17 protein-coding genes and 3 pseudogenes are annotated in these 22,140 nt (G+C 72.4%); 13 read left to right on the top strand and 7 right to left on the bottom strand.

Features of this window, described 5'->3' with window-relative positions:
- The first annotated feature begins 147 nt into the window (after positions 1-147).
- The gene (locus AADR41_RS28440; RefSeq protein ID WP_342284261.1) at positions 148-1,233 is read left to right on the top strand and encodes a lactonase family protein; all 1,086 of its coding nucleotides are present in this window, start codon (positions 148-150) and stop codon (positions 1,231-1,233) included.
- Positions 1,234-1,334: 101 nt separating this feature from the next.
- On the opposite strand, the gene AADR41_RS28435 is transcribed toward AADR41_RS28440, so the two are convergent.
- Positions 1,335-2,258, bottom strand: coding sequence for a sirohydrochlorin chelatase (locus tag AADR41_RS28435; protein WP_342284260.1), 924 nt, complete (start codon positions 2,256-2,258; stop codon positions 1,335-1,337).
- A 119-nt stretch (positions 2,259-2,377) separates the two neighbouring features.
- A complete protein-coding gene (locus AADR41_RS28430) occupies positions 2,378-3,454 on the bottom strand; it encodes an N-acetylglucosamine kinase (RefSeq protein WP_342284259.1) in 1,077 nt (358 codons plus the stop codon).
- Between the two features lie 142 nt (positions 3,455-3,596).
- Here AADR41_RS28430 and AADR41_RS28425 point away from each other — a divergent pair, with 142 nt between their 5' ends.
- Positions 3,597-4,274, top strand: coding sequence for a uracil-DNA glycosylase (locus AADR41_RS28425; protein ID WP_342284258.1), 678 nt, complete (start codon positions 3,597-3,599; stop codon positions 4,272-4,274).
- Positions 4,275-4,433: 159 nt separating this feature from the next.
- Here AADR41_RS28425 and AADR41_RS28420 read toward each other — a convergent pair whose 3' ends face one another.
- Both AADR41_RS28420 and AADR41_RS28415 read right to left on the bottom strand, forming a co-directional pair.
- The gene (locus AADR41_RS28420; protein WP_342284257.1) at positions 4,434-7,241 is read right to left on the bottom strand and encodes an alpha/beta hydrolase family protein; all 2,808 of its coding nucleotides are present in this window, start codon (positions 7,239-7,241) and stop codon (positions 4,434-4,436) included.
- Between the two features lie 307 nt (positions 7,242-7,548).
- Positions 7,549-8,639, bottom strand: a pseudogene (locus tag AADR41_RS28415) (WD40/YVTN/BNR-like repeat-containing protein).
- A 217-nt stretch (positions 8,640-8,856) separates the two neighbouring features.
- Here AADR41_RS28415 and AADR41_RS28410 point away from each other — a divergent pair.
- Positions 8,857-9,573, top strand: coding sequence for a cupin domain-containing protein (locus tag AADR41_RS28410; protein WP_342284256.1), 717 nt, complete (start codon positions 8,857-8,859; stop codon positions 9,571-9,573).
- Here AADR41_RS28410 and AADR41_RS28405 read toward each other — a convergent pair.
- A complete protein-coding gene (locus AADR41_RS28405) occupies positions 9,561-10,097 on the bottom strand; it encodes a GNAT family N-acetyltransferase (protein ID WP_342284255.1) in 537 nt (178 codons plus the stop codon). The genes AADR41_RS28410 and AADR41_RS28405 overlap by 13 nt on opposite strands.
- A 103-nt stretch (positions 10,098-10,200) precedes the next feature.
- Here AADR41_RS28405 and AADR41_RS28400 point away from each other — a divergent pair, with 103 nt between their 5' ends.
- The 8 genes from AADR41_RS28400 (at position 10,201) to AADR41_RS28365 (ending at position 19,672) form a co-directional block, all read left to right on the top strand.
- Entirely contained in the window at positions 10,201-11,211 is a 1,011-nt protein-coding gene (locus tag AADR41_RS28400) for a hypothetical protein (RefSeq protein ID WP_342284254.1), read from the top strand.
- A 359-nt stretch (positions 11,212-11,570) separates the two neighbouring features.
- Complete coding sequence (locus tag AADR41_RS28395; protein WP_342284253.1) at positions 11,571-11,960, top strand: hypothetical protein; 390 nt, start codon at positions 11,571-11,573, stop codon at positions 11,958-11,960.
- 72 nt (positions 11,961-12,032) lie between these two features.
- The gene (locus AADR41_RS28390) at positions 12,033-13,130 is read left to right on the top strand and encodes an NADH:flavin oxidoreductase/NADH oxidase (protein ID WP_342284252.1); all 1,098 of its coding nucleotides are present in this window, start codon (positions 12,033-12,035) and stop codon (positions 13,128-13,130) included.
- A 561-nt stretch (positions 13,131-13,691) separates the two neighbouring features.
- Positions 13,692-14,777 carry an ABC transporter substrate-binding protein gene (locus AADR41_RS28385; RefSeq protein WP_342284251.1) on the top strand — a complete coding sequence of 362 codons (1,086 nt, stop codon included), beginning with the start codon at positions 13,692-13,694 and terminating at the stop codon, positions 14,775-14,777.
- Positions 14,778-14,824: 47 nt separating this feature from the next.
- Complete coding sequence (locus AADR41_RS28380) at positions 14,825-16,558, top strand: sugar ABC transporter ATP-binding protein (RefSeq protein ID WP_342284250.1); 1,734 nt, start codon at positions 14,825-14,827, stop codon at positions 16,556-16,558.
- Positions 16,555-17,529 (top strand): ABC transporter permease, encoded by a 975-nt coding sequence (locus AADR41_RS28375; RefSeq protein WP_342284249.1) that lies wholly within the window; start codon positions 16,555-16,557, stop codon positions 17,527-17,529. Before AADR41_RS28380 ends, AADR41_RS28375 begins: the two co-directional genes overlap by 4 nt.
- Positions 17,526-18,587: an ABC transporter permease gene (locus tag AADR41_RS28370; protein WP_342284248.1), complete on the top strand. Its 1,062-nt coding sequence runs from the start codon at positions 17,526-17,528 to the stop codon at positions 18,585-18,587. Before AADR41_RS28375 ends, AADR41_RS28370 begins: the two co-directional genes overlap by 4 nt.
- 53 nt (positions 18,588-18,640) lie before the next feature.
- Positions 18,641-19,672 (top strand): LacI family DNA-binding transcriptional regulator, encoded by a 1,032-nt coding sequence (locus tag AADR41_RS28365; RefSeq protein WP_342284247.1) that lies wholly within the window; start codon positions 18,641-18,643, stop codon positions 19,670-19,672.
- Here AADR41_RS28365 and AADR41_RS28360 read toward each other — a convergent pair.
- Positions 19,671-20,007: pseudogene (locus AADR41_RS28360) on the bottom strand (alpha-amylase); the annotation flags it as partial. The gene AADR41_RS28365 and the pseudogene AADR41_RS28360 sit on opposite strands and share 2 nt — an antisense overlap.
- Before the next feature lie 442 nt (positions 20,008-20,449).
- On the opposite strand from AADR41_RS28360, the gene AADR41_RS28355 reads away from it, so the two are divergent.
- Both AADR41_RS28355 and AADR41_RS28350 read left to right on the top strand, forming a co-directional pair.
- A complete protein-coding gene (locus tag AADR41_RS28355) occupies positions 20,450-20,866 on the top strand; it encodes an acyl-CoA thioesterase (protein ID WP_342284246.1) in 417 nt (138 codons plus the stop codon).
- Positions 20,867-21,063: 197 nt separating this feature from the next.
- Positions 21,064-21,444: an ArsR/SmtB family transcription factor gene (locus tag AADR41_RS28350; RefSeq protein WP_342284245.1), complete on the top strand. Its 381-nt coding sequence runs from the start codon at positions 21,064-21,066 to the stop codon at positions 21,442-21,444.
- Positions 21,445-21,446: 2 nt separating this feature from the next.
- On the opposite strand, the pseudogene AADR41_RS28345 reads toward AADR41_RS28350, so the two are convergent.
- Positions 21,447-22,140: pseudogene (locus AADR41_RS28345) on the bottom strand (NADP oxidoreductase); the annotation flags it as partial.

Below are 22,140 nucleotides of genomic sequence, written 5' to 3'. Positions count from 1 at the left end.
TGTGTGACAACGCCCGCGGACGGGTTTCCCCGAGCGGCCCGGGCGGCCGAGGTGCTGGTCTGGACCTGATGGCCGACTGCTACCGTCGCCCCGGAAGATCACGACGGCAAGGGCCGTCGTGATCGGTCGGCTGAGAGGGGCATTGCGGTGACGGACAGTGCGACGGGCGGCGACGACGGCGCGGTACGGGCATTCATCGGGTCGTTCACCTCGGCGGGCGGACGGGGAATCACCGTCGCCGCCGTGGACCGGGAGACCGGGGCGCTGACGGTCCTCGGCACCACGGACACGGTCCCCGATCCTTCATTTCTCGCTCTGGGTCACGGTCCGGGTCCGGGCGGCGGCGCGCTCTACGCGGTCAGCGAGACCGAGCCCGGGGCGGCAGCCGCCCTGGACGTCACCGGCGACGTGCCGCAGCCGCTCGGCGGCATCCGGCCGGTGGACGGCGACGGCCCGACCCATCTCGCGCTCGCCGGCGGCCATCTGCTCACCGCCAACTACAACTCCGGCAGCGTGAGCGTCCTGCCCGTGCTCGCGGACGGCTCTCTCGGTCCGGTCGCCTCCGTGACCCGGCACGAGGGCAGCGGCCCCGACGCCGACCGGCAGCGGGGCCCGCACGCCCACCAGGTGCTTCCGGACCCGTCGGGGAACTGGGTGCTCAGCGTGGACCTCGGGACCGACTCCGTACGGATCTGCGCGCTCGACACGGCGACCGGGGCGCTGCGGCTGCACGGCGAGACGGCCCTGCGGCCGGGCACCGGCCCGCGCCACCTGGCCTTCCATCCCGCGGGCGGCCATGCCTATGTCCTGAACGAACTCGAACCGACCGTCACCACGTGCCGGTGGAACGCCGCCGCGGGCGTCCTGGAACCGGTGGGGGAGACCTCCGTGCTGCCCGTGCGGCCGACGGAGGGCGACGAGCCGGCGACGTACCCCTCCGAGGTGGTCGTCTCGCACGACGGCCGGTTCCTCTGGACCGCCAACCGGGGACACGACACCATCTCGGTCCTGGCGCTCGACGCCACCGGCGAGCAGGCGACCCTGGTCACGGCCGTGGACTGCGGCGGGCACTGGCCCCGCGACCTCGCACTCGACCCCGCGGGCCGCCGGCTGTACGCGGCCAATGAGCGGTCCGGAGACGTCAGCTGGTTCGACATCGATCCGGATACGGGCATCCCCCGCCACGCCGGCTCGCTGGCCGCGCCCGCAGTGTCCTGCGTGATCTTCGGCTGATTCCGCGCCGTACACGGCACGACCGCCGTACACGGCGCGAATCGCCGTACGGGCCCGGTTCTCCGGGCCCGTACGGCGATTCGTGGCGCCTCGCGCCGAGCTCAGTGCGCCTGGGCGCCCTGCGGTGCGACGGGCGTGATGCCGAGCGTCGTCATGTACATCGACAGCACGAGCTTGCCGATCGCCGGGTAGGCGCCGAGCGGCTCGGCCGTCGCGCAACCGGCCTCCTTCGCGGCGGCGTCCAGCAGCCCCTCGGCCACCTCCGGGCCCACCAGGTACGGGGCCACCGCGAGCTGCACCGAGCCGGAGCCGGTGAGCTGCTCGGCGATCGACGCGACGGAACCCTCTACGTCGAGCGCCGCGGCCATCACCGGAACCGCGAGCCGGGCGGCCAGCAGCATGCCGGTGATCCCGGCGGCCTGCACGGCCTCGTCGCCGCCCACCGTGGCCAGCACGATGCCGTCGGCGGCCGTGGCCACCGTGAAGAGCCTGGCGCGGTCGGCGCGGGCCAGACCGGCCTCGGAGAGCCGCACGTGCAGCGCCTCGGCGAGCAGCGGGTGCGGGCCGAGCACATCGGTCAGCTCGACCTGCGTACCGCTGTCCATCACGGCCTGTCGTATCCGCCGGATCAGAGCGCTGTCCGGCCCCGCGAGCAGCGGCACGACGACGGCGGACGGCCCCTCGGGCTCGGCGACCTCACGGCCCGCGGCCCGCGCCTGCTCGTAGCGCGCGACGCGCTCGGCGGCGGAGTGGGTCAGTACGGCGGAGAGCGTCGGGTACTCGGCCTCGTCGCCGTCGAGGTAGCCGATCCGGGCGTTGAGGCCGGGCAGCTCGGAACGGGCGATGCTGATCACCTCTTCGGCCAGGCCGCGCGTGGCCGAGGAGGGGGTACCGGGAACGGCGAGAACGAGCGCGGCAGCGCCCTCGGGTGCGACCACGGGCTCCGGGCGGCGGTGCCGTCCGGACTGGCGAGGTCGCGGCATTCGTACAGGCAGGCCGGAAGCGGGCCCAGTGGGGGTGCTCATGGCGCCGCATGCTACTGGTTTTGGGTGCGGCCCTGTTCGGGGAGGGCCCGGACAGGCGTTATCTGTCCGCTTTTATCCGATGGGCGGCTTAATGGTCGACTGTCCCGCTCTGTCGTCACCTACTCGGGCTTGTGCCCAGCCCCCTCACCAGGTACCCAGAGCAGCGTCGGGTGGCGGGGCAGCCGCAGATCCCCGGTCGCCAGCGCTTGCGCGATGGACAGCGCACCGGTCAATGGATCACCCGAACCGGGGACCGCCCGTGCCTGCGGAAGCCGGCGGGCCAACTCCTCGCGCAGAGGTACGAGCAGCGGATCGCCCATCCGGAACAAGCCGCCCGTCAGCGCCACTTCGCACGGCTCGCCGTCGGCCCCCGCCGCCGGGCACACCGCCGCGGCCGCCTCCGCGACATGTGCCGCGGCCTCGCGCAGAATGCCCGCGGCGACCGGATCGTGCCCGGCGCACGCGGCGACCTCGGGCGCGAACGAGGCCAGCACAGCGGGCCGGTCGGTACGCGGATAGAGCCGTCCGGGCAGCTCCGGCGCCGGTCCGAACACCGCCTCCAGCCTCGACAGCAGAGCCGCGGAGCCGCCCCGGCGACCGTCATGGGCGCGCATGGCCGCATCGAGCCCGGCCCGGCCGATCCAGGCTCCGCCGCCGCTGTCGCCCAGCAGATGCCCCCAGCCGTCGGCCCGGCGCCAGCTCGTCAGGTCCGTACCCAGCGCGATCAGGCCCGTGCCGGCCGCGACGACCGCCCCCGGGCGCTGACCGACCGCCCCCGCGTACGCGGTGACCGCGTCGGCGGCCAGCGCCAGTCGCCGTACGCCGAGCGCGTCCCGCAGGGCCGACGGCAGCTCCGCGCGCAGTTGGCCGCCGAGCGTCGCCATGCCGGCGGCGCCGATCGCCACGGCGCCGATCGCGGCGCCGTCGTCGCCGCCGCACTGCTCCAGCAGCCGGCGGGCGGCGGGCAGCAGTTGTTCCAGCAGATGGCCGGCGTCGATTCCGGCCGGTCCGGTACGCACCGGAACGGCGCAGGCCACCGTCGCCGGCGGGGTGGGCGTGCCGACGGCGCCCAGTGCCACGCGCAGCCCCGAGCCACCCGAGTCCACGCCGAGCACGTACGGTCCCGACGCGGCGGGCACCCCGCCCGGACGCGGGCCGGCGCCGGTGCTTTCCGGCCATCGCCGCGGTGTACTCATGGGCCGACTCCAGGAAGGAAGACGAAGGACGGCGGCAGCCTATCCCCCGTACCGCGAGAACAGTTCGGGGGAGGGGGAGTTCGGCGGCCCGGAGCGGCTTCGTGCCGGGGGCGGACCGTTTACGCCGGTAGAGTGACGTTCTGTGGCACCACGACCGTTGAATGAAGTAGTCGAGCCCGGCTGGGCCGAGGCACTCGCACCCGTTGCCGGACGCATCGCCGAGATGGGCGATTTCCTGCGTGCGGAGGTGGCGGCAGGACGCACCTACCTGCCGGCCGGGGCGAATGTCCTGCGCGCGTTCCAGCAGCCCTTCGACGACGTACGCGTCCTGATCGTCGGTCAGGACCCCTACCCGACACCCGGAATGGCGATGGGGCTGAGCTTCTCCGTGGCCCCCGAGGTTCCCCAGGTGCCCGGCAGCCTGGAGAACATCTTCCGGGAGCTCCACACGGACCTGGGGCTTGCGCGTCCGTCGAACGGCGACCTGACGCCCTGGACGCGGCAGGGCGTACTGCTGCTGAACAGGGCCCTCACCACGGCGCCCCGCAAACCGGGCGCGCACCGCGGCAAGGGCTGGGAAGAAGTCACCGAACAGGCCATCCGGGCCCTGGCCGCGCGCGGCAAGCCACTGGTGTCCGTGCTCTGGGGGCGCGACGCCCGCAACCTGCGGCCGTTCCTCGACAACTACCCGGCGATCGAGTCCGCGCATCCCTCGCCCATGTCGGCGGACCGCGGCTTCTTCGGCTCGCGCCCGTTCAGCCGCACCAATGAACTCCTGCTGCGCCAGGGGGCCCAGCCGGTCGACTGGCAGCTTCCCTGACAGGCGCGACGCGGACCGGGCGCAGGTTTCGCCGGCCCCGGAACGGCACCGGCCCCGGCACGGAGCCGGCGCCACGTCCCGCCGGGGTCTTCCGTTCGGATCGGGCCGGGCACGCGAGCCCGGCCCGATCCGAACGAGAGGCCTGGATCATGAGCCGGTTCACGGTGCGTCGCGCACCGTGCCGGTGAAGACCGGTCCCTTCTTCGGCTCCCAGGAATCGTCGTAGGTCATCAGCTGCATCCGCAGTGATTCCTCGGGCTCCTCGATCCCGTCCCGGACCGTGGGCACGGCCACCTCGCTACTCAGCTTCCCGGCGGGCACGAAGGCCGGCAGGAACGACGGCTCGGACACCTTGGACAGCGGCCGGGCCGGGTCGGGCGACTCGTCGAACGTCTCCCTCAGCCAGGTTCCGTCGACGTCCAGGGTCGACAGCTCCGGCCCCGCGCCGACCGGCTGGATCTCGAAACCGGCGGAGTCGATGTCGACATCGGCGACCGCGGAGAGCGAAATCCTCCAGCGCAGGCTCTGCCCCTCGGTGACCCGGTCGGCGACCGGCTTCACCTCGACCGTGGGCATAGGATCGTCGTTCTGCACGGTCAGACCGCCCAGGTGGGAGCCGACGACCGCGCCGCGGACCGCCTTGACGAACACACTGTGCGTGATGTCGTAGCCGTAGCGGGTGTTGCCCCGGACCTCGACCGGCACATCGATGTCATGGCTGCCCGGACGCACCGTCACCGTCCGGTAGCCGGGCTCGGCCTTGTCCGGATCGGAGACGAACAGCCGGACCCGACCGCTGCCGTGCCCGGAGACCCGCACCGGAACGCGGTAGGTCCGGACCCCCGAATCGCCTTCCGAGACCTTCAGATGGCCGATGTCCACACGCGGCAGCGAGGCCGCCCGGACCGCGGGTGTTCCGGGCCGCCAGCCCCAGGCGTCGACCAGCCAGGCCTGCCCCGAACCGCTTCGCGGGGTCAGCTCCAGGCTCTTCACATGCTTCAGGTCCACCTTGCTCCGCACTGCGGCGGAGAGCGGTACGCGGATCTCGCGCCCCCAGTAGGAGGCGGTCCGGGCGCTGCCCGGCAGCCCGTCGATCCGGGTGCCGCCGAGCGTTGCCCGCCGGCCCGAGGTGTCGGTGAGGGCGATGTCCAGCCGGGTGCCGGTGGTGTTGGGCGGCACGATCACCCGGAGCGCCAGCGAGTCGGCATCCGCCACGGAGACCGGACGTACGGGGCGGATCCTGACCGCTCCGCCCGGCTTCGACCAGCGCATCGCGACCGCGTGACGGCCGGGCTCCCGCGGGGTCTCCCACATGGCGAAGTGCGGGGAGACGGCGTCCCCCTCGGGCGGCAGACAGGCGCGGCCGGGATTCGTGTCCACCTGCGCGCACACCCGGCCGCCCGTCACCGCCGTCGAGGTGTCCGGCAGGAACGCGGGCGTGCGCTTCCCGCCGACCGCGTGGCTCAGCACCCGGGCCGGACCCGCCGAGGGCGCGCGCCGGTCCGAACCGTCCAGCAGCGGGCGTACGCGGTCGTCACCCGCGACGAACAGCCGGGCCGCGGCGGCGATGTACGTGGCCCCGGCCCGCTGCTGCGAAGTCGCGGTGAGACGGGCCTTCTTGCCCGGCGAGCACACCGGGTCCGGGGTGCCGTCGTCCCAGAAGTCGTCGTCGGCGGGCGCCTCCGCCTGCCCCGGCGTCCATTCGCTGTTGAAGAAGTTGTGGTTGGCGCCGACCATGTAGACCGCGCTGTGCAGTGCGGCGCCACGGCTGACGCCTCGGGTTCCGTCGACGTAGATCTGGCCCTGGAGGTCGGACACATCGCCGTCGCAGCCCGGCAGGACGGTCAGGGACGGCACGTCGGGAACCGGGTTCTGACCGAAGACGGTCGGGCCGATCAGGACGGTGCCGCGAATGTGCCAGCGCACCGGGCCCCGGTAGCCGTCCTGGTCCGCGGGCGGCCGGGAGAGGCTGTCGAGCGCGGCCCGGTTGACGCCCTCGCCGCCCCGGGAGTGGCCGACGAGCAGCACCCTGGACATGTCGGCGGGTGGTGCGGCACGCACGGCCGCGGGCGCCGCGGACCGGTGGGTGGCCCAGTCCGCCCAGCGGGCGAGGTGCAGCCGCACCAGGGACGAGCGCGCCTGGGCGCCCCCGTCGTCGGCGGCATCGTCCTGTCCGTTGATCCCGTTGGCCGAGATGGACACCGTGACGTACCCCTGGGAGGCCAGGAGCTTCTGGTCACGCAGATAGCCCCGATGGCTCGGCACCGGCCGGGTGCCCGCCTCGCAGGGCCAGGACATGCCCTGATCGCCCTTGGCGTTGAAACACGTGTAGTGACGGCCGTGCAGGAACAGCGCGAGCGGCCGCCGTCCCGGTGCGCCGGCCGGAGACACGACCGCGGCGCGCATCTCCACCGGGGCGCTGAACCCGGGCAACCGCACCGACTTCAGGGTGTACTCGCCGCTGACGGTCCGGTACTTGCCCGGTACGCCGGGATCGACCGGGTTCGCGGGCAGGGGAGCCGCCGGCTTCGCGGCCTCGGCGGCACGCCGGGCGTCCGGAGCCCGTCGGGCACCGGATTCGTCGAGACGCCGACCGCCCGCCAGCGCCTTCAGGCGTGTCACGGGTCCGAGGCGTACGCCGTCGAGCTTCATCCGGAACGTACGCCGGTCCTGCGCGGCGACCGGCCGGCCCAGCAGCCGGTCCCCGGTGTAGAACTCGACTCGGGCATCGCCCATGGGCACCGGGTCGGACGAGGTCCAGACGAGCTCCTGCCCGGCTCCCGTTCCGGTGATCCGCCAGCCCGCGGGGAGCCGGCCGTCGGGCGCGCCCGGCGATATGGAGGATATGGATTCGGCGGATCGCTGCGGGTGTGCCGGTTGCGGCGACGCACGCGCCAGTTCCGGCCATCCCACGGTCAGGGTGAGTACCGCCAGTGCGGCGGTAACCGTGCGCGAGACACGGATCAAGGTGGTCCTCCTGGTCATCGGCCTTCTCGAACTCCCCAGAGATCCCTGGGGCCCCCGCTCCCGGAGGACGGAGAGCGAGGCCCGGGGGTTGCCTCGGGCCGCGTCACTTGGCGCGGAACTGCTGCTTCGGGGGATCGAGTTGACCGATGACCGGCAGGAAACGATCAGCCGGCGGCACAGGGCCGGCCGGGGCACCGGGCGGTCAGGCGCCGGCGGCCGACGTGCCGACGGTCGACGCGCTGCCGACCGGCGTGCCGACGACCGGGGCGTGGATGGCCGACGGCCGGGGCGTGCGCACTGCCCGTGATCAGCCGTCGATCACCGACGCCCGCACGCACAGGACGTCCGGCAGATGCGAGGCGAGCTGCTGCCAGCTGTCCCCGTCGTCCGCGCTCGCGTACAGCTCGCCGTTGCGATTGCCGAAATAGACCCCGGCCGGGTCGGCATCGTCCGTACAGAGCGCGTCGCGCAGCACCGAGCCGTAGTGCGTCTCCTCGGGCAGGCCCGTCGACAGCGGCTCCCAGGTGCGGCCCGCGTCGCCGGTCCGGAACACCCGGCAGCGGTGCTCGGCGGGCACCCGGTCGGCATCGGCGTTGATCGGGAAGATGTACACCGTGTCCGCGCGGTGCGGGTGCGCGGCGGCGGCGAAACCGAAGTCCGACGGCAGTCCCCGGCCGATGTCGGTCCAGCTGTCCCCGGAGTCGTCGCTCCGGAACACTCCCCAGTGGTTCTGGAGATAGAGCCGGTCGGGATCGACCGCGTCCCTCGCCACCTTGTGGACGCACTGCCCGAACTCCGGATCCGGGTCGGGGAGGAAGACCGCGGACACGCCCTTGTTCGACGGGGCCCAGCTCGCACCGCCGTCCTTGGTGCGGAACACCCCGGCGGCGGAGACCGCGACGGTCACGGCACGGGCGTCCCTCGGGTCCGTCAGGACGGTGTGCAGCCCCTCCCCGCCTCCGCCGGGCACCCATTTCGAACGCGTCGGATGCTCCCACAGCGGGCGGACCAGCTCGAACGACTCCCCCCCCGGTCCTCGGAACGGAACAGCGCGGCGGGCTCGGTCCCCGCGTACACGACGCCGGGCGCCTCGGGGCCCGCCGGATGCAGCTGCCAGACCCGCTCCAGCGACGCTCCGGTGAACGGCGGGAACTTCACCGCCGGTTGTCGTGGCTCCACCCAGGTGCTGCCCAGATCGTCCGAGTGGAAGACCGCGGGGCCCCAGTGCGCGCTGTCGCCGCCGGCCAGGAGCCGCGGGACCTGCCCGCGGGTGTCGATGGCGACCGAATACACCGCCTGGGCATTGAAATGCGGGCCGTCGAACTCCCACGTGCCGCCGCGCCTGCGGCCGATGAAGAGTCCCTTGCGGGTGCCCACGGTGAGCAGTACGTCGGTCATGGCCAAACCTCCCGAAACGCCATTGTGTCGGACATCGGACAGTCTGCACCCGACCACTGACAGTGGCTCGCAGAGCAGTCCCTGACGCCCGGGCACTGTTGCATCCGCCGTCGGCACGGGTACGGTTCAGCAGACGTGGAAAGCGCTTGCCGAGCCGCACCGGAATTCCGCGCGAACCCCCGATGCCGCCTCATCGCGGAGAGACCGAGGAGCAGCTGTGCCGACCTTCGAAGGGCTGCCCGGTGCCGTGGCGGTGTCCCATCTGCGGGTGTACGACTGGCCCACCGCGGACGGCCTGCGCGGCGGGACGCCCCATCTCCACCTCACCTGCTCCGAGGGGTACGTGGTGGTCGGCGGCACGGGCTCGGTGCAGACCCTCACCGCCTCGGGCTTCCGGCAGACGCCACTGGCGCCGGGCGCGCTGGTGTGGTTCACGCCGGGCACCGTCCACCGGCTCGTCAACGAGGACGGGCTGCGCATCGTCGTCCTCATGGAGAACAGCGGGCTGCCGGAGGCGGGCGACGCAGTGCTCACCCTGCCGCCGGACCGTCTGGCGGACCCCGAGGTCTACCGGGCATCGGTCGCTCTTCCCGCGGACGGCTCGGAAGCGGATCAGGAGCGGGCCGCCCGTGCCCGCCGCGATCTCGCCATAGAGGGCTTCCTCGCCCTGCGCCGGGCCGCCGAGGCGGGTGATCCAGAGCCGCTCGCCGCGTTCCACCGGGCCGCCGCCGCGCTCGTACGCCCGAAGGCCGAGGACTGGCGCGGGCGCTGGGAGCGGGGGGCCGCCGCAGCCTCCGAGGTGACCGGCGCCCAGCTCGAAGCGGTGGCGCGCGGCGACGGCGCCTACCTGGCCGACGCCTGCGTGCACGCCGAACAGCCCTCCGCACACGGAAAGTTCGGCATGTGCGGCCGCCTGGACGTCTACCGGGGCTGACCGGCCCCGCCGACGCCGGACGCGGCGGAGCGGGTCAGGACCCGGGTCGTGCTGCCGTCGTCCTCCACCCTGTCCCGGACGTGCCGGAAACCGATCCGGTCCAGCAGCGCCAGTGACGCGGCGTTGCCGGCGGCCACCGTGGCGTGCACCTCGGTGAGCCCGAGCGTGCCGAATCCGTACCCGGTCAGCGCCTGCGCGATCTCGGTGCCGAATCCCTGCCCCCACGCGGTGGTGGCCAGGGCATAGACGATCTCGTGGCCGCCCGGCTCGGTGGACGGCTTGATCTCCGCGTGGCCGACGAACCGGCCCTCGTGACGGACCGCCCAGACATCGAACAGGTCCTGTGCGTACACCTTGCTGAAGATCCGTCCGAACAGGGCGCGGTCCTCGGCCTCGCTCTGCGTCCCGTCGCCCATCCAGTGGGAGACCAGGGGGTCCTGGAAGAGCGCGACGAAGTCCTCCTCGTCGCCCGGCGTGTAGGGCGCCAGATGCAAACGTGCGGTGTGCAGGGCAGGGGTGGCCATGGGCGGTGACGGTACGCAGGCCCCCGGGCGACCGCAACGCAATAGTCACGGGCGAAGGGCCGGGGCGCTCGCGCTGTCGGTGGCGGCCCGTACCGTCGGAGTCATGGAACCGGTGACATCGCCCTGGGAGTCCAGCGAGCGGGTGGAGTACGTCCGGGAGCTCGTCGGCAAGGGCGACCTGGCGGTGCTGTCGCACGCCCTGCTCTTCCCGAAGAGCGGCTGGGACGACGGCTTCGGGGTGACTGCCGTGCTGCGCGGCCTGCCGCTGACCGACCGGATGGACCTGGCCCGGTCGTTCGCGCAGTACGCGATCACCACCCGGGCGGGCGCCGGGAGCCGGAAACGTGGGCTGGTGCTGCTCGCCGCCGTCTCGCACGGCTTCGCGGAGAGTGCGTGGTGCGATGCCTGGGAGAGCCTGCTGCGGGACAAGGCGAGCCGGCTGTGGGCCTGCGGGACGGAGGACGACCTGTGGACCTGCGGCCACGCACTGCTGGACGCGGGCCGACGGCTGGACGGGGAGGTGGTCGCCCTGCTGCGCCGCTCCGCCCTGGAGGGCTCCTGGCCGCAGGAGTGCGTCGAGCCCGTGCTCGACCGGATCCGGGGTCCGGTGCTCAATCCCGGCGACGGCTGGGCCGATCGCGTCCTCGCCGAACTGCCCGCGCTCGGCAAGCCCTGGCACGCCCTGGTGGCGCACACCCTGCGTGCGCCTACGGGACGGCCCAACCGCACCTGGGACCGCCGCGCGCTCGCCCTCGCCGAGCCGCTCGGACCCGGGCAGGTCCGGGACACGGTGACGCCCTGGGCCGAGCTCGCCGCCGAGGGCGGAGGCCGTGACGACGGTGGCTTCGACGCGTACAACCTGCCCGCTCTCGCGGGCCTCGTCTGGCTGCTCTCCCTTCTCCCGCCGCACCCCGACTCGATCCGCGCCCTCGGCGCTCTGGTCGAACGCCCGCCTCTGCGAAGTGCGCTGACCAGTACGGCCGTTCGCGCCCTGGCCCGGCTCCCGCACGACCTGGCCGGGGCCGAGCTGATACGCCTGTCCACCTGTGTGCGGCACAAGGTGACGCACCGGCAGATATGTGCGGCGCTGGCGCCGGAGCGGCGTATGGCGTGACGGGGCGAGCGGCGGCATCGGCGGGTTCCGGGCCGCCGGACGGAGTCCCGGTCCGGAGCGCGCCAGCGCGCCGTGCCGAGGTCGTCGGATGCTTCACCGGGGAAGTGGCGCGATGCCGGTTCGCCCCCCATCGGCGCTCCCTTGTGGCGCCGCCTGTCCGGCCGCTGTGGCGTTCCGCATCGTCGTGGCCGGGTCGCAGGGCGCCTGACACGGCGGAGGCGTGCCCGACCCGAGTGACGCCGCCTGCCCGGAGGGCCTCGGGCCCTGCCGGGCGGGCGGCGGGACCGCACCCGCCGGTCGAAGGGGAGAATCGGCCGGGCGGAGGAAACGGCCGGCCCGGTGAAAGGGAGCGTGGAGTGATGACGAGCGGGATCGAGGACGCCGAGGGGCGTGCGGCAACCCTGGAGGTGAACCCCGTCGGGGTGCGGGTCGGGATCAGGGCCGGGACGCCCTCGGGCGAGCTGTCGCTGATCTGCACGCCCGCCCGCGCCCGGGAGCTGGCGGCGGCGCTCGCCCTCGCGGCGGAGGAGGCCGACGGCGCGCGGACGGCGGAGCCCGTCACCGTCAAGGCGGGCGAATTGCGCCGGGGCGACGTACGGGACGGTGACCGGGCCATGACGGTGGACGACGTGAGGGTCGACGGTGCCACCGTCCATGTCACCTGGAAGTCGGGTGCCGGGCGCAGCTGGACCCAGGGCTATGACGCGGACGCCGACATCACGATCCGGGTTGTACGAGAGGCGTCGTAATTTGACGGATGCCGTACTACGAGATGTATCGTACTAGCGATCCTTCCCGTGCCCGTCGAAACGGAGTCCGATGTGAGTGCCCTCTTCGAGCCCTACACCCTGCGGTCGCTCGTCATCCCCAACCGGGTCTGGATGGCGCCCATGTGCCAGTACTGCGCCGCACCGGACGGGCCGGAGCAGGGTGTGGCGACCGACTGGCACTTCGCCCATCTCGCGGCGCGCGCCATCGGGGGCACCGGGCTCATCCTCACCGAGGCGACGGCCGTCAGCCCCGAGGGCCGGATCAGCCCCGGCGACCTCGGCATCTGGAACGACGCCCAGGTCGCCGCCCTCCGACGGATCACGGCGTTCATCAAGGGGCAGGGGTCCGTCGCCGGCATCCAGCTCGCCCATGCCGGGCGCAAGGCCTCCACGGCGGCCCCCTGGCTGGGCGGCGCCCCGGTCGGGCCGGAGGCGCACGGCTGGACGCCCGTCGCCCCCAGCCCGCTGCCGTTCGACGACGGTCACCCCGTGCCGCACGAGCTGACCGTGGACGGGATCCGGGAAGTCGTCGACCAGTTCCGCGAGGCCGCGCGCCGCGCCGTCGACGCCGGATTCCAGGTCGCCGAGATCCACGGCGCCCACGGATACCTCATCGGACAGTTCCTCTCCCCGCACAGCAATCACCGCACCGACGAGTACGGGGGCAGCTTCGAGAACCGCACCCGCCTCGCCCTGGAGGTCGTCGACGCGGTACGCGAGGTCTGGCCGCAGGAGCTGCCGGTCTTCTTCCGGATCTCCGCGACGGACTGGCTCACGGAGAACGCCGAGGACGACCGTGAGGGCTGGACCGCCGACGAGACCGTGCGGCTGGCCGCGCTGCTCCAGGCCCATGGGGTCGACCTGCTGGACGTCTCCAGCGGCGGAAACGCCCCGCGCGCCCGCGTCGAGGCCGGGCCGGGATACCAGGTGCCCTTTGCCGAGCGGGTCAGGGCCGAGACCGCGCTGCCGGTCGCGGCGGTGGGCCTGATCACCGAGCCGCAGCAGGCCGAGAAGATCATCACCGAGGGGCGGGCCGACGCCGTCCTCCTCGGGCGCGAACTGCTGCGCAGCCCGTCGTGGGCCCAGGTGGCGGCCCGCGAGCTGGGTGGCGAACTCCGCACGCCCGAGCAGTACCACCGCGCGGTCTGAGGACCCGCACCGCCCCGGCCCGGTCGGCCCCGTACGGCGCGAAGCGTCAGGGGCCCCGGGCCGGGGCTGTCCGCCGTAGCCACGCCCCCTCTCGTGGCGGGCGCTGGGCCGGGCGTGGGCGAAGGGCCCGTCGCGAGGCTGGAGAGAGCAGGGGGCGAGGCGCCACGGGCCCGGACGCGCGGACAGGCCGACGTGCCGGATACCGCACGCCGCGTACCGGTTGGCCGCCGGATCGGTCGCCGTCACCACGCACATGAGGTCCACGCCGGCCCGCCGCCCGCGCAGCGGGATCGGGGCCGCCGCCGAGCCGAGGACTGCGAGCGAGAACCAGTACAGGTTCAGCCGGCCGGCGTCCGTCTGCCTTGTCCCGCAAGGGAGTTGGGCTTCTCGTGATGCGGGCGCGGCCCCGCGCAGAAACAACTCGACGACGTCTTGCCGCTCGCGTCACACCGCCTATATAACGTTGTAAACCGAGCCGCCCGGCGGCTGATGCATCGTCAAGCCATGCCCCCACGGCCCGCCGACGAGCGTGTCGTCCTCCCGCCAAGGAGCGTCCTGCGCATGATGATCCAGCGACGATCCCGTAGCCTCGCCGCGGCCTGTCTCCTCGCCGCAACCACCATGCTGGCCGCCGTCGGCTGCGCCAAGTCGGAGACCCCGGACACCGCGGGTGACGACAGCAGTCAGGCCGCACAGACCGCCAAGTCCCCCGAGAGCAGCTCGGGTTCGGGCTGCTCGCTCCAGACGCACGGTGCGCCGAAGCTGGATCTGAAGAACGCGGTCGTCGGCTTCTCGCAGTCGGAGAAGGAAGCCAACCCGTTCCGCATCGCCGAGACCCGGTCCATCAAGGACGAGGCCAGGAGGATCGGTGTGAAGAAGCTGCTCACCACCAATGCGCAGTCCCAGCTCTCCAAGCAGATCAGCGACATCCAGGACATGCTGTCCCAGGGTGCCCAGTTCCTGATCGTCGCCCCGCTGAATTCCGACGGCCTGGAGCCCGCGTTCAAGGCGGCCGCGGCGAAAAAGGTCCCGGTGCTCACCATCGACCGCAAGGCCAACTCCACTGCCTGCAAGGACTATGTGGCCTTCCTCGGCTCCGACTTCGTGGAGCAGGGCAAGCGCGCTGCGGACGCGATGATCAAGGCGACCGGCGGCAAGGGCAAGGTCGCCATCCTCCTCGGTGCGTCCGGCAACAACGTCACCACCGACCGGACCAAGGGCTTTGTCGACCGGCTCAAGGCCCAGGCGCCCGGCCTGCAGATCGTCGCCCGGCAGACCGGCGAATTCGCCCGCGACAAGGGCCAGCAGGTCATGGAGCAGCTCATCCAGTCCAAACCCGGCATCACCGCCGTCTACGCGGAGAACGACGAGATGGGGCTCGGTGCCGTCACCGCTCTGAAGGCCGCGGGCAAGAAGCCCGGCAAGGACGTCAAGATCGTCTCCGTGGACGGCACCCGGAACGCCGTGCAGGCCCTGGTCGACGGAGAGTACAACGCCGTCATCGAGTCGAACCCGCGCTTCGGGCCGCTCGCCTTCGCGACCGCGCAGAAGTTCTACGGCGGCGAGGAGATCCCGGAGAACGTCATCATCTCCGACCGGGCGTACGACGAGTCCAACGCCAAGGCCTCGCTCGGCGGGGCGTACTGACCGCACTCCCGCCGCACCCCCGGAACAGCGGAAGGCCGAGACCACTCATGGCGCCACCGGAAGCAGTCCCGCAGCAGGAGCAGGAGCAGGAGCAGGAGCAGGAGCAGGAGCAGGAGCAGGAGACGGAGACGGAGACGGAGTGGCGACCGACGCCGGCAGCCGTCCTCGAAGCCCGCTCGGTGAGCAAGCGGTTCCCGGGCGTCGTCGCGCTCGACGACGTCTCGTTCTCCCTGCGCGCCGGGGAGACCCACGCGCTGGTGGGGGAGAACGGCGCCGGGAAGTCCACCTTGATCAAGGTCCTCACCGGAGTGCACCGGCCGGACGGGGGTGAGCTGCGGCTGGGTGGACAACCCGTCCGGTTCGCCCGGCCGTTCGAGGCCCAGCAGGCCGGAATCTCCACGATCTACCAGGAGGTGAACCTCGTCCCGCTGATGAGCGTGGCGCGCAACATCTTCCTCGGCCGTGAGCCCAAGAACCGCATCGGCCTCATCGACTTCGCCCGGATGCACCGCGAGGCCACCGGACTGCTCGACGGCTTCGGCATCCGCGTCGACCCCCGAAAGCCCCTGCACACACTGGGCATCGGCACCCAGCAGATGGTCGCCCTGGCCCGCGCCGTCTCGGTCGACGCCCAGGTCGTCATCATGGACGAACCCACCTCCTCGCTGGAGCCCCGCGAGGTCGAGACCCTTTTCCGGGTCATCGGAAACCTGCGCGGCCAGGGCATCGCCGTCCTCTACGTGAGCCACCGCATGGACGAGCTCTACCGGATCTGCGACCGCGTCACCGTGCTCCGCGACGGCCGCCACATCCACACCGGCGACCTCGCCGGCCTCGACCGCATGCGGCTCGTCTCGATGATGCTGGGCCGCGACCTGTCCGAGGTCCACCGCACCGGTCTCACCCGCTTCGACGGCGAAGGACGCGACAAAGAACACGACGAGGGACACAGCGAAGGACAGGACAAGGGACACAGCGAAGAAGACGACGCGGCACGCGCGCCGCAACGCACCCCGGCACTCACCGCGACCGGTCTCAACCGGCGTCACCAGCTCCACGACATATCCCTGTCGTTGTACGGCGGCGAGGTCCTCGGCCTCGGCGGTCTCCTGGGCTCCGGCCGCAGCGAGACGGCGAAGGCCCTGGCCGGTGCGCTGAGCCTGGACTCCGGCGAACTCACCGTCGGCGGACGGACGTTGCGCAGACTGAGCTCGGCCGGTGCCATCCGTGCCGGGATCAGTCTGCTGCCCGAGGACCGCAAGGCCGAAGGCATCGTGCCCGGCCTCTCCGTGCGCGAGAACATCGTGCTGGCCGCCATGGACCGGCTCTCCCGCTTCGGCGTGGTCTCCCGCCGCAAGCAGGACCGCGTCGTCGACATCTTCATGCGACGGCTGAGGATCAAGGCGTCGAGCCCCGAACAACCGGTCGGCGAACTCTCCGGAGGCAACCAGCAGAAGGTCCTCCTCGCCCGCTGGCTCTGCCTGGAGCCCAGGGTGCTGCTGCTGGACGAGCCGACCCGGGGCATCGACGTCGGCGCCAAGGCCGAGGTCCAGAGCCTCATCGACGACCTCGCCCGCGAGGGCCTCGCCGTCCTGCTCATCTCCTCCGACATCGAGGAACTCATCGAGGGCGCCGACCGCATCGTCGTCCTGCGCGGCGGCTCGGTGGCGGGCGAACTGGAGGGCGACGCGGTGACCGAGAGCCAGCTGCTCGAAGTGCTCGCCGACCACTCACCGGCCCCCACCGGAAAGACCCCGGCCACTCAGGAGGACCCCCGATGACCGACCGGGTCACCCTCCCCGCACCCGCAGGCCCCCTGGCCCGGCTGCGTGACCCCGCCTGGTACCAGGAGTACGGGGTGTACGCCGCCGTGGCAGCGGTGCTCGTCTTCAACGCCCTGTTCACCGAGCACTTCATGACCGCCGACAATCTGCGCACCCAGCTCGTCCAGGTGGCCCCCGTCGTCATCGTCGCCCTGGGCATGGCCCTGGTCATCGGGACCGAGGGCATCGACCTGTCCGTGGGCTCGACGATGGCGCTCGCCACCGCACTTCTCCCGCTCTACCTCGGATACGGGCTGCTGCCCGCACTTCTCGTCGCGCTGCTGGCCGGCGCGGTCGTGGGGGCGGTCAACGGCACCCTGGTCTCGATCGTCGGGCTCCAGCCGATCGTCGCGACCCTCGCCCTCTTCGTGGGCGGCCGCGGCCTCGCCCTCGTCATGGCCGACGGACAGCTCAAGCAGATCGTCAACCCGGACCTGCTCGCCCTCGGCACCGGCTCCCACCTCGGCGTCCCGACGGTCGTACTGATCGCCGCGGTCCTCGCCGCGGCCGTCGACCTTCTCGTCCGGCGCACCACCTTCGGCCGCCGGATCGTCGCCGTCGGCGGCAACCGCTCCGCCGCCGCCCTCGCCGGACTTCCGGTACGGCGCGTGCTGATCGGCGTGTACGTGCTCTGCGGCGTACTGGCCGCCCTGGCCGGCATCCTCGCCACCGCCAGGCTCACCGCCAGTGACCCCTCCTCGCTCGGCACCCTCATGGAACTCTCCGCCATCACGGCGGTCGTGGTCGGCGGCACCCCCCTCGACGGCGGTTCCGTGCGGGTGCTCGGCACCGTCGCGGGCGCCCTGCTGATGCAGTTGCTGCGCGCCACGCTCGTCAAGCACGACCTGCCCGACTCCACCGCACAGATCGCCCAGGCCGCCATCATCGTCGCCGCCGTCTACGTCGCCCGGGAGCGTAGGTCCCGATGAACGAAACCACACCCGTGGCCGTGGCCCAGGTCCCCCCGCCCGGCAAGCGCCCCGCACCCCACGGAGGCGGCGCACCGCACCGGGGAGCCGGGCACCGCCCCGCGCCCGCACGGCGGCTCCTCGAACTCCTCCGGAGCCAGGGCGTCCTGGCCGTCCTGCTGGCCGTCGTGATCACCGCGTCGTTCGTCTACCCGACGTTCGCCACCCTCGACAACGCCCGTGGCGTGACGGTACAGGCGTCGTTCCTCGCCGTGGTCGCCCTCGGCATGACCCTGGTCGTCATCAGCGGCGGGATCGACCTGTCCGTCGGCTCCGTCTTCGCTCTCGGCGGTGTGCTCGCCGCCTGGGCCTCGCAATGGGGCGTCCTGCCCGCACTGCTCGTTCCGCTGTTGGCCTGCGGTGCGATCGGTCTGCTCAACGGCTTCCTGATCGCCCGTGCCGCGATGGCCCCCTTCATCGTCACCCTCGCGACCCTGCTCGCGGCGCGCGGCCTGCTGCTCGCCGTCACCGACGAGGGCGCCACCACCTACCTCGTCCCCAAGGGCTCCGCCTTCGCCGAACTCGGACAGGGCAGCGTCCGGGGCTTCGGCCATCCGGTCCTGATCGCGCTCGTGCTGTTCGGCGCCGGCGGACTGCTGCTGCAGCGCACCTCGTTCGGACAGACCCTCTTCGCCGTCGGCGGCAGCGGCGACGCGGCCACCCTGATGGGCCTGCCCGTCGCCCGTACGAAACTTCTGGTCTACACGCTCAGCGGGCTGCTCGCCGGACTCGCCGGTGCGCTGAACGCGGCCAGACTCTCCTCCGGCGTCACCATCGTCGGCGTCGGCATGGAACTCGACGCGATCTCCGCCGTCGTCATCGGCGGCACTCTCCTCGTCGGCGGTGCCGGATCGGTCAGCGGCACCCTCTGGGGCGTCCTGCTGCTGGCCGTCATCCAAAACCTCATCAACCAGATCGGCTCGCTGAACTCCTCGTACCAGTCGGTGGTCAGCGGCGGGTTCCTTATCGTTGTCGTCGTGGCCCAGCGCTGTCTGGCGCGCGGCCGCAGAGCCGGCTGAGCCGAGCCGAACCACCGCGCCCGAGTGCGCATCGAGCAGAGTCAGGGAGTGCCGTGGGCGTCAGCCTCAAGGACGTTGCGCAACGGGCGGGCGTGTCCATCAAGACCGTGTCGAACGTGGTGAACAACTATCAGCACGTCACACCGCGGATGCGCGCCAAGGTGCAGCAGGCCATCGATGAACTCGGCTACCGGCCGAACCTCACCGCACGCCATCTGCGCAAGGGCCGCACCGGCATCATCGCGCTCGCCGTGCCCGAGTTCGGCAACCCGTACTTCGCGGAGCTCGCGGGCGCGGTCGTCGACGCGGCCGCCCGGCACGACTACACCGTCCTGGTCGACCACACCGGCGGCCTCCGAGAGAAGGAACTCCTGGTCAGCCAGGGCTTCCGGTCCCATGTGATCGACGGACTCATCCTCAGCCCGATCCATCTGGAGACCGAGGACCTGATGGCGCGTACCGAGACCGCGCCCCTGGTCCTGCTCGGCGAGCGGGAGTACGAGGCTCCCTACGACCACATCGCCATCGACAACGTGGCCGCCTCCCGCGACGCCGTACGCCACCTCGTCGACCGCGGTCACCGCCGGATCGCCTTCCTCGGCTCCCGCACCGGACGCGAACGCCAGCCCGCCCATCTGCGGCTGCGCGGCTGGCGCGAGGAACTCGCCGCGTCCGGCATCGAGCCCGACGAGTCGCTGATCGTGGTCACCGACGGCTACGGACGCGAGGACGGCGCGAGTGCCATGGCCGCTCTCCTGGACCGGGGAGAGCGGCCCGACGCGGTGTTCGCCTACAACGACCTGATCGCCATCGGCGCCATGCGCACCCTCGCCTCGCGCGGGCTCCGCATCCCCGAGGACGTCGCCGTGGTCGGCTTCGACGACATCGAGGAGAGCCTGTACGGGGCGACCACGCTGACCACGGTCGCCCCGGACAAGGAGGCCATCGCACGGCTCGCCGTCGACAGCCTCGTCGAACGGCTCTCGGGCAGTCCGGTGCCCGAACCCCGGCGGCCCCGCCCCGGCTACCGGCTCGTCGTCCGCGAGTCCACCGGCCCCGACCGGGGTACGGGTCAGCCTGGTTGAGGCACGGACCCGGCGCGCCGATCCTGCCGGGTGCCGCGTTCTTCCCGGCCAGGTCGAGGACGTAGACGCGCAGATTGCCCTTGCCGGGCGCGCCGACCGAGAGCCTGCCGTCCGATGATGCCCTCGGTGGAGTACTGGCCCACTCGGAGCGGCGGCACGGCCCGCCGGATCTCGTTGAGCCGTTGCAGATGCTTCACCAGTGGTCCGGCGAGCGTACGGGCGACCTCGCCGGTGGCCGGGGAGACCTTGCCGAAGTCGGACGCCTCGACCGAGCCGGCGAGATGACCGCCGTAGTAGGCGCGCCCGGTGGTCGCCGGCGGGCAGCTGGGCCCGCAGACCGAAGCTGTGTTGGTTCCGGTGGGGGAGGTGGGCGGAGAGGCAGTCTCCGGTACGGCGGTGAGGAGTCCCAGAGGCCTGGCGGCCGCCAGGGCTGCCGCCGTCGGGCGTCTCAGCAGGGAGCGTGCGGTGCGTCTCATTCGTGTCTCCACGGGGAGGCCCACGGCCGACAGGCCGCGGCAGCCGACAGCGCAGGCGCTCGATGACCGCCTGCGAGGTCCCGCCGGAGAATCCTGACGCGCCTCGGGGTTCGGGCGAGCAGTCCATTCCGACCGCTCCGGGAAGCAAGTTCTGCCGGAATTTCGCTGCAATCCCTTGTGGTGAGGAAGCCACCTGCGCATGACAGATGCGCAAGGGGGTGCGGCGCGGGCGGCGGTACGGATGTGGGCGTTGGTGCGGATGCGGGGGAATGACGGAATGCGCCCCGGAGTTGGGACGTTCATGACCTTCTTTGTTGACGTGACCGTCCGAGGCTATGAGCTCGACACCCAGGGACACCTGAACCAGGCCGTCTATCTCCAGTACGCCGAGCACGCCCGCTGGGAACTCCTGCGCGCCGCCGGTCTCCCGCAGGACAAACTGCTGGCCAGCGGCGTCGGGCCGGTCGCGCTGGAAACGACGGTGAAGTTCCTGCGGGAGCTCCGGGGCGGCGACCGGGTGCGGGTGACCTGCCGGTTCATGTACGGCGAGGGGAAGACGTTCACGGTCGCGCAGCAGATCCTCAAGGAGGACGGCACCGTAGCGGCGGAGGTGACGGGCGTGGCGGGGATGCTCGACCTGACCACCCGCAGGCTGATCGCCGATCCGGCCGGACACCTCACGGCACTCGCCGACAATCCGGAGCTGCTCAGGGAGTGACCCGCTGCGGCCGGACGGCGGCGGACCGGTCCCGTCCGGCACGTATCGGGCTCCGACCCGCAGAGTTCGACCTGCGGAGAGCAGGACTCCGACGCGCGGAGACAACGCGAGGAGACCGAACTCCGACGCGCGGAGATGGAAATTCGACGAGTCTCGTATTATGGAGGCTCCGAGCAAGACCAGGAAGTGGAGCCGACGTGACACCCGCCAGCGCCCCTGCCGCAAGCACCGCCGAGGCGGGTGGTCGTGTCCTGGACCACCCCGCGCGGGACGAGATCCGCATCGAAGGAGTGCTCCACGCCCTCTCCGACCCGATGCGGCTGCGCATCGTCCGTGAGCTGGCCGCCGCCGAAGCCGAACTCAGCTGCTCCTGCTTCGAACTGCCGGTCTCCAAATCCACTTCCACGCACCACTTCCGGGTGCTGCGCGAGAGCGGGATCGTCCAGCAGATCTACCGGGGCACGGCCAAGATGAACGGGCTGCGGCGGGACGACCTTGAGGCGCTGTTCCCCGGGTTCCTCGACAGTGTCCTCGACGCGACGAACCGGCAGGTCCGACGCGTCGGCGAGGACCGGTAGCCTCACGCCCCGACCGGCCCGCCGCTCCGTGCGGCGCTCAGCAGCCCCGCCCAGTCCGGGATCTTCACCCGCTCCCGGCCCAGCGACCGGCCGAGCGCCGCCTCCGCCCGCTCGATGGACAGCCAGCCGTCCCACTCCACCGGACGCAGCCCGCACGCCCGCAGCGCGGCCACCGGGTCGGACGACGCCGATCGGCGCCCGATGAGCAGCGGGGCGTCGTCGAGCAGCGAAGTCACCGTCTCCTTCGCGCACGACCGGTTCGAGCCGATCACCCCGGTCGGCCCCCGCTTGATCCACCCGGCCACGTACTCCCCGGGCGACGGCACTCCGTCCCGCAGCACCCGCCCCGCCAGATGCGGCACCGTCCCGCGCACCGGGTCGAAGGGCAGCCCGGGCAACGGGATCCCCCGGTAGCCCACCGCCCGCAGTACGAGTCCGGCGCCGATGTCCTCGTACGCACCGGTGTCCCGCACACCCCCGCTGCCGTCCGGCACGGTCCGGGCGAACCGCACCCCGGCCACCCGGCCGTCCCGCTCCAGCAGTTCCACGGGGCGCAGGAAGAACCGCAGGCGGACGGTGCGCACCGGATGCCCGTCGGTGCCCGCGCCCTCGCGGCCGGCCGCGGCCCAGCCGCGCAGTACCTCGACATTGCGCCGCGCCGCGGCCGTCGGAGGCGGCGCGTCGGGGGGTGAGGGC

Source organism: Streptomyces sp. CLV115 (assembly GCF_038448545.1).
In the GTDB taxonomy this organism is placed as follows: Bacteria; Actinomycetota; Actinomycetes; order Streptomycetales; family Streptomycetaceae; genus Streptomyces; species Streptomyces sanglieri.
This window is presented reverse-complemented; position numbering and strand designations above follow the sequence as displayed.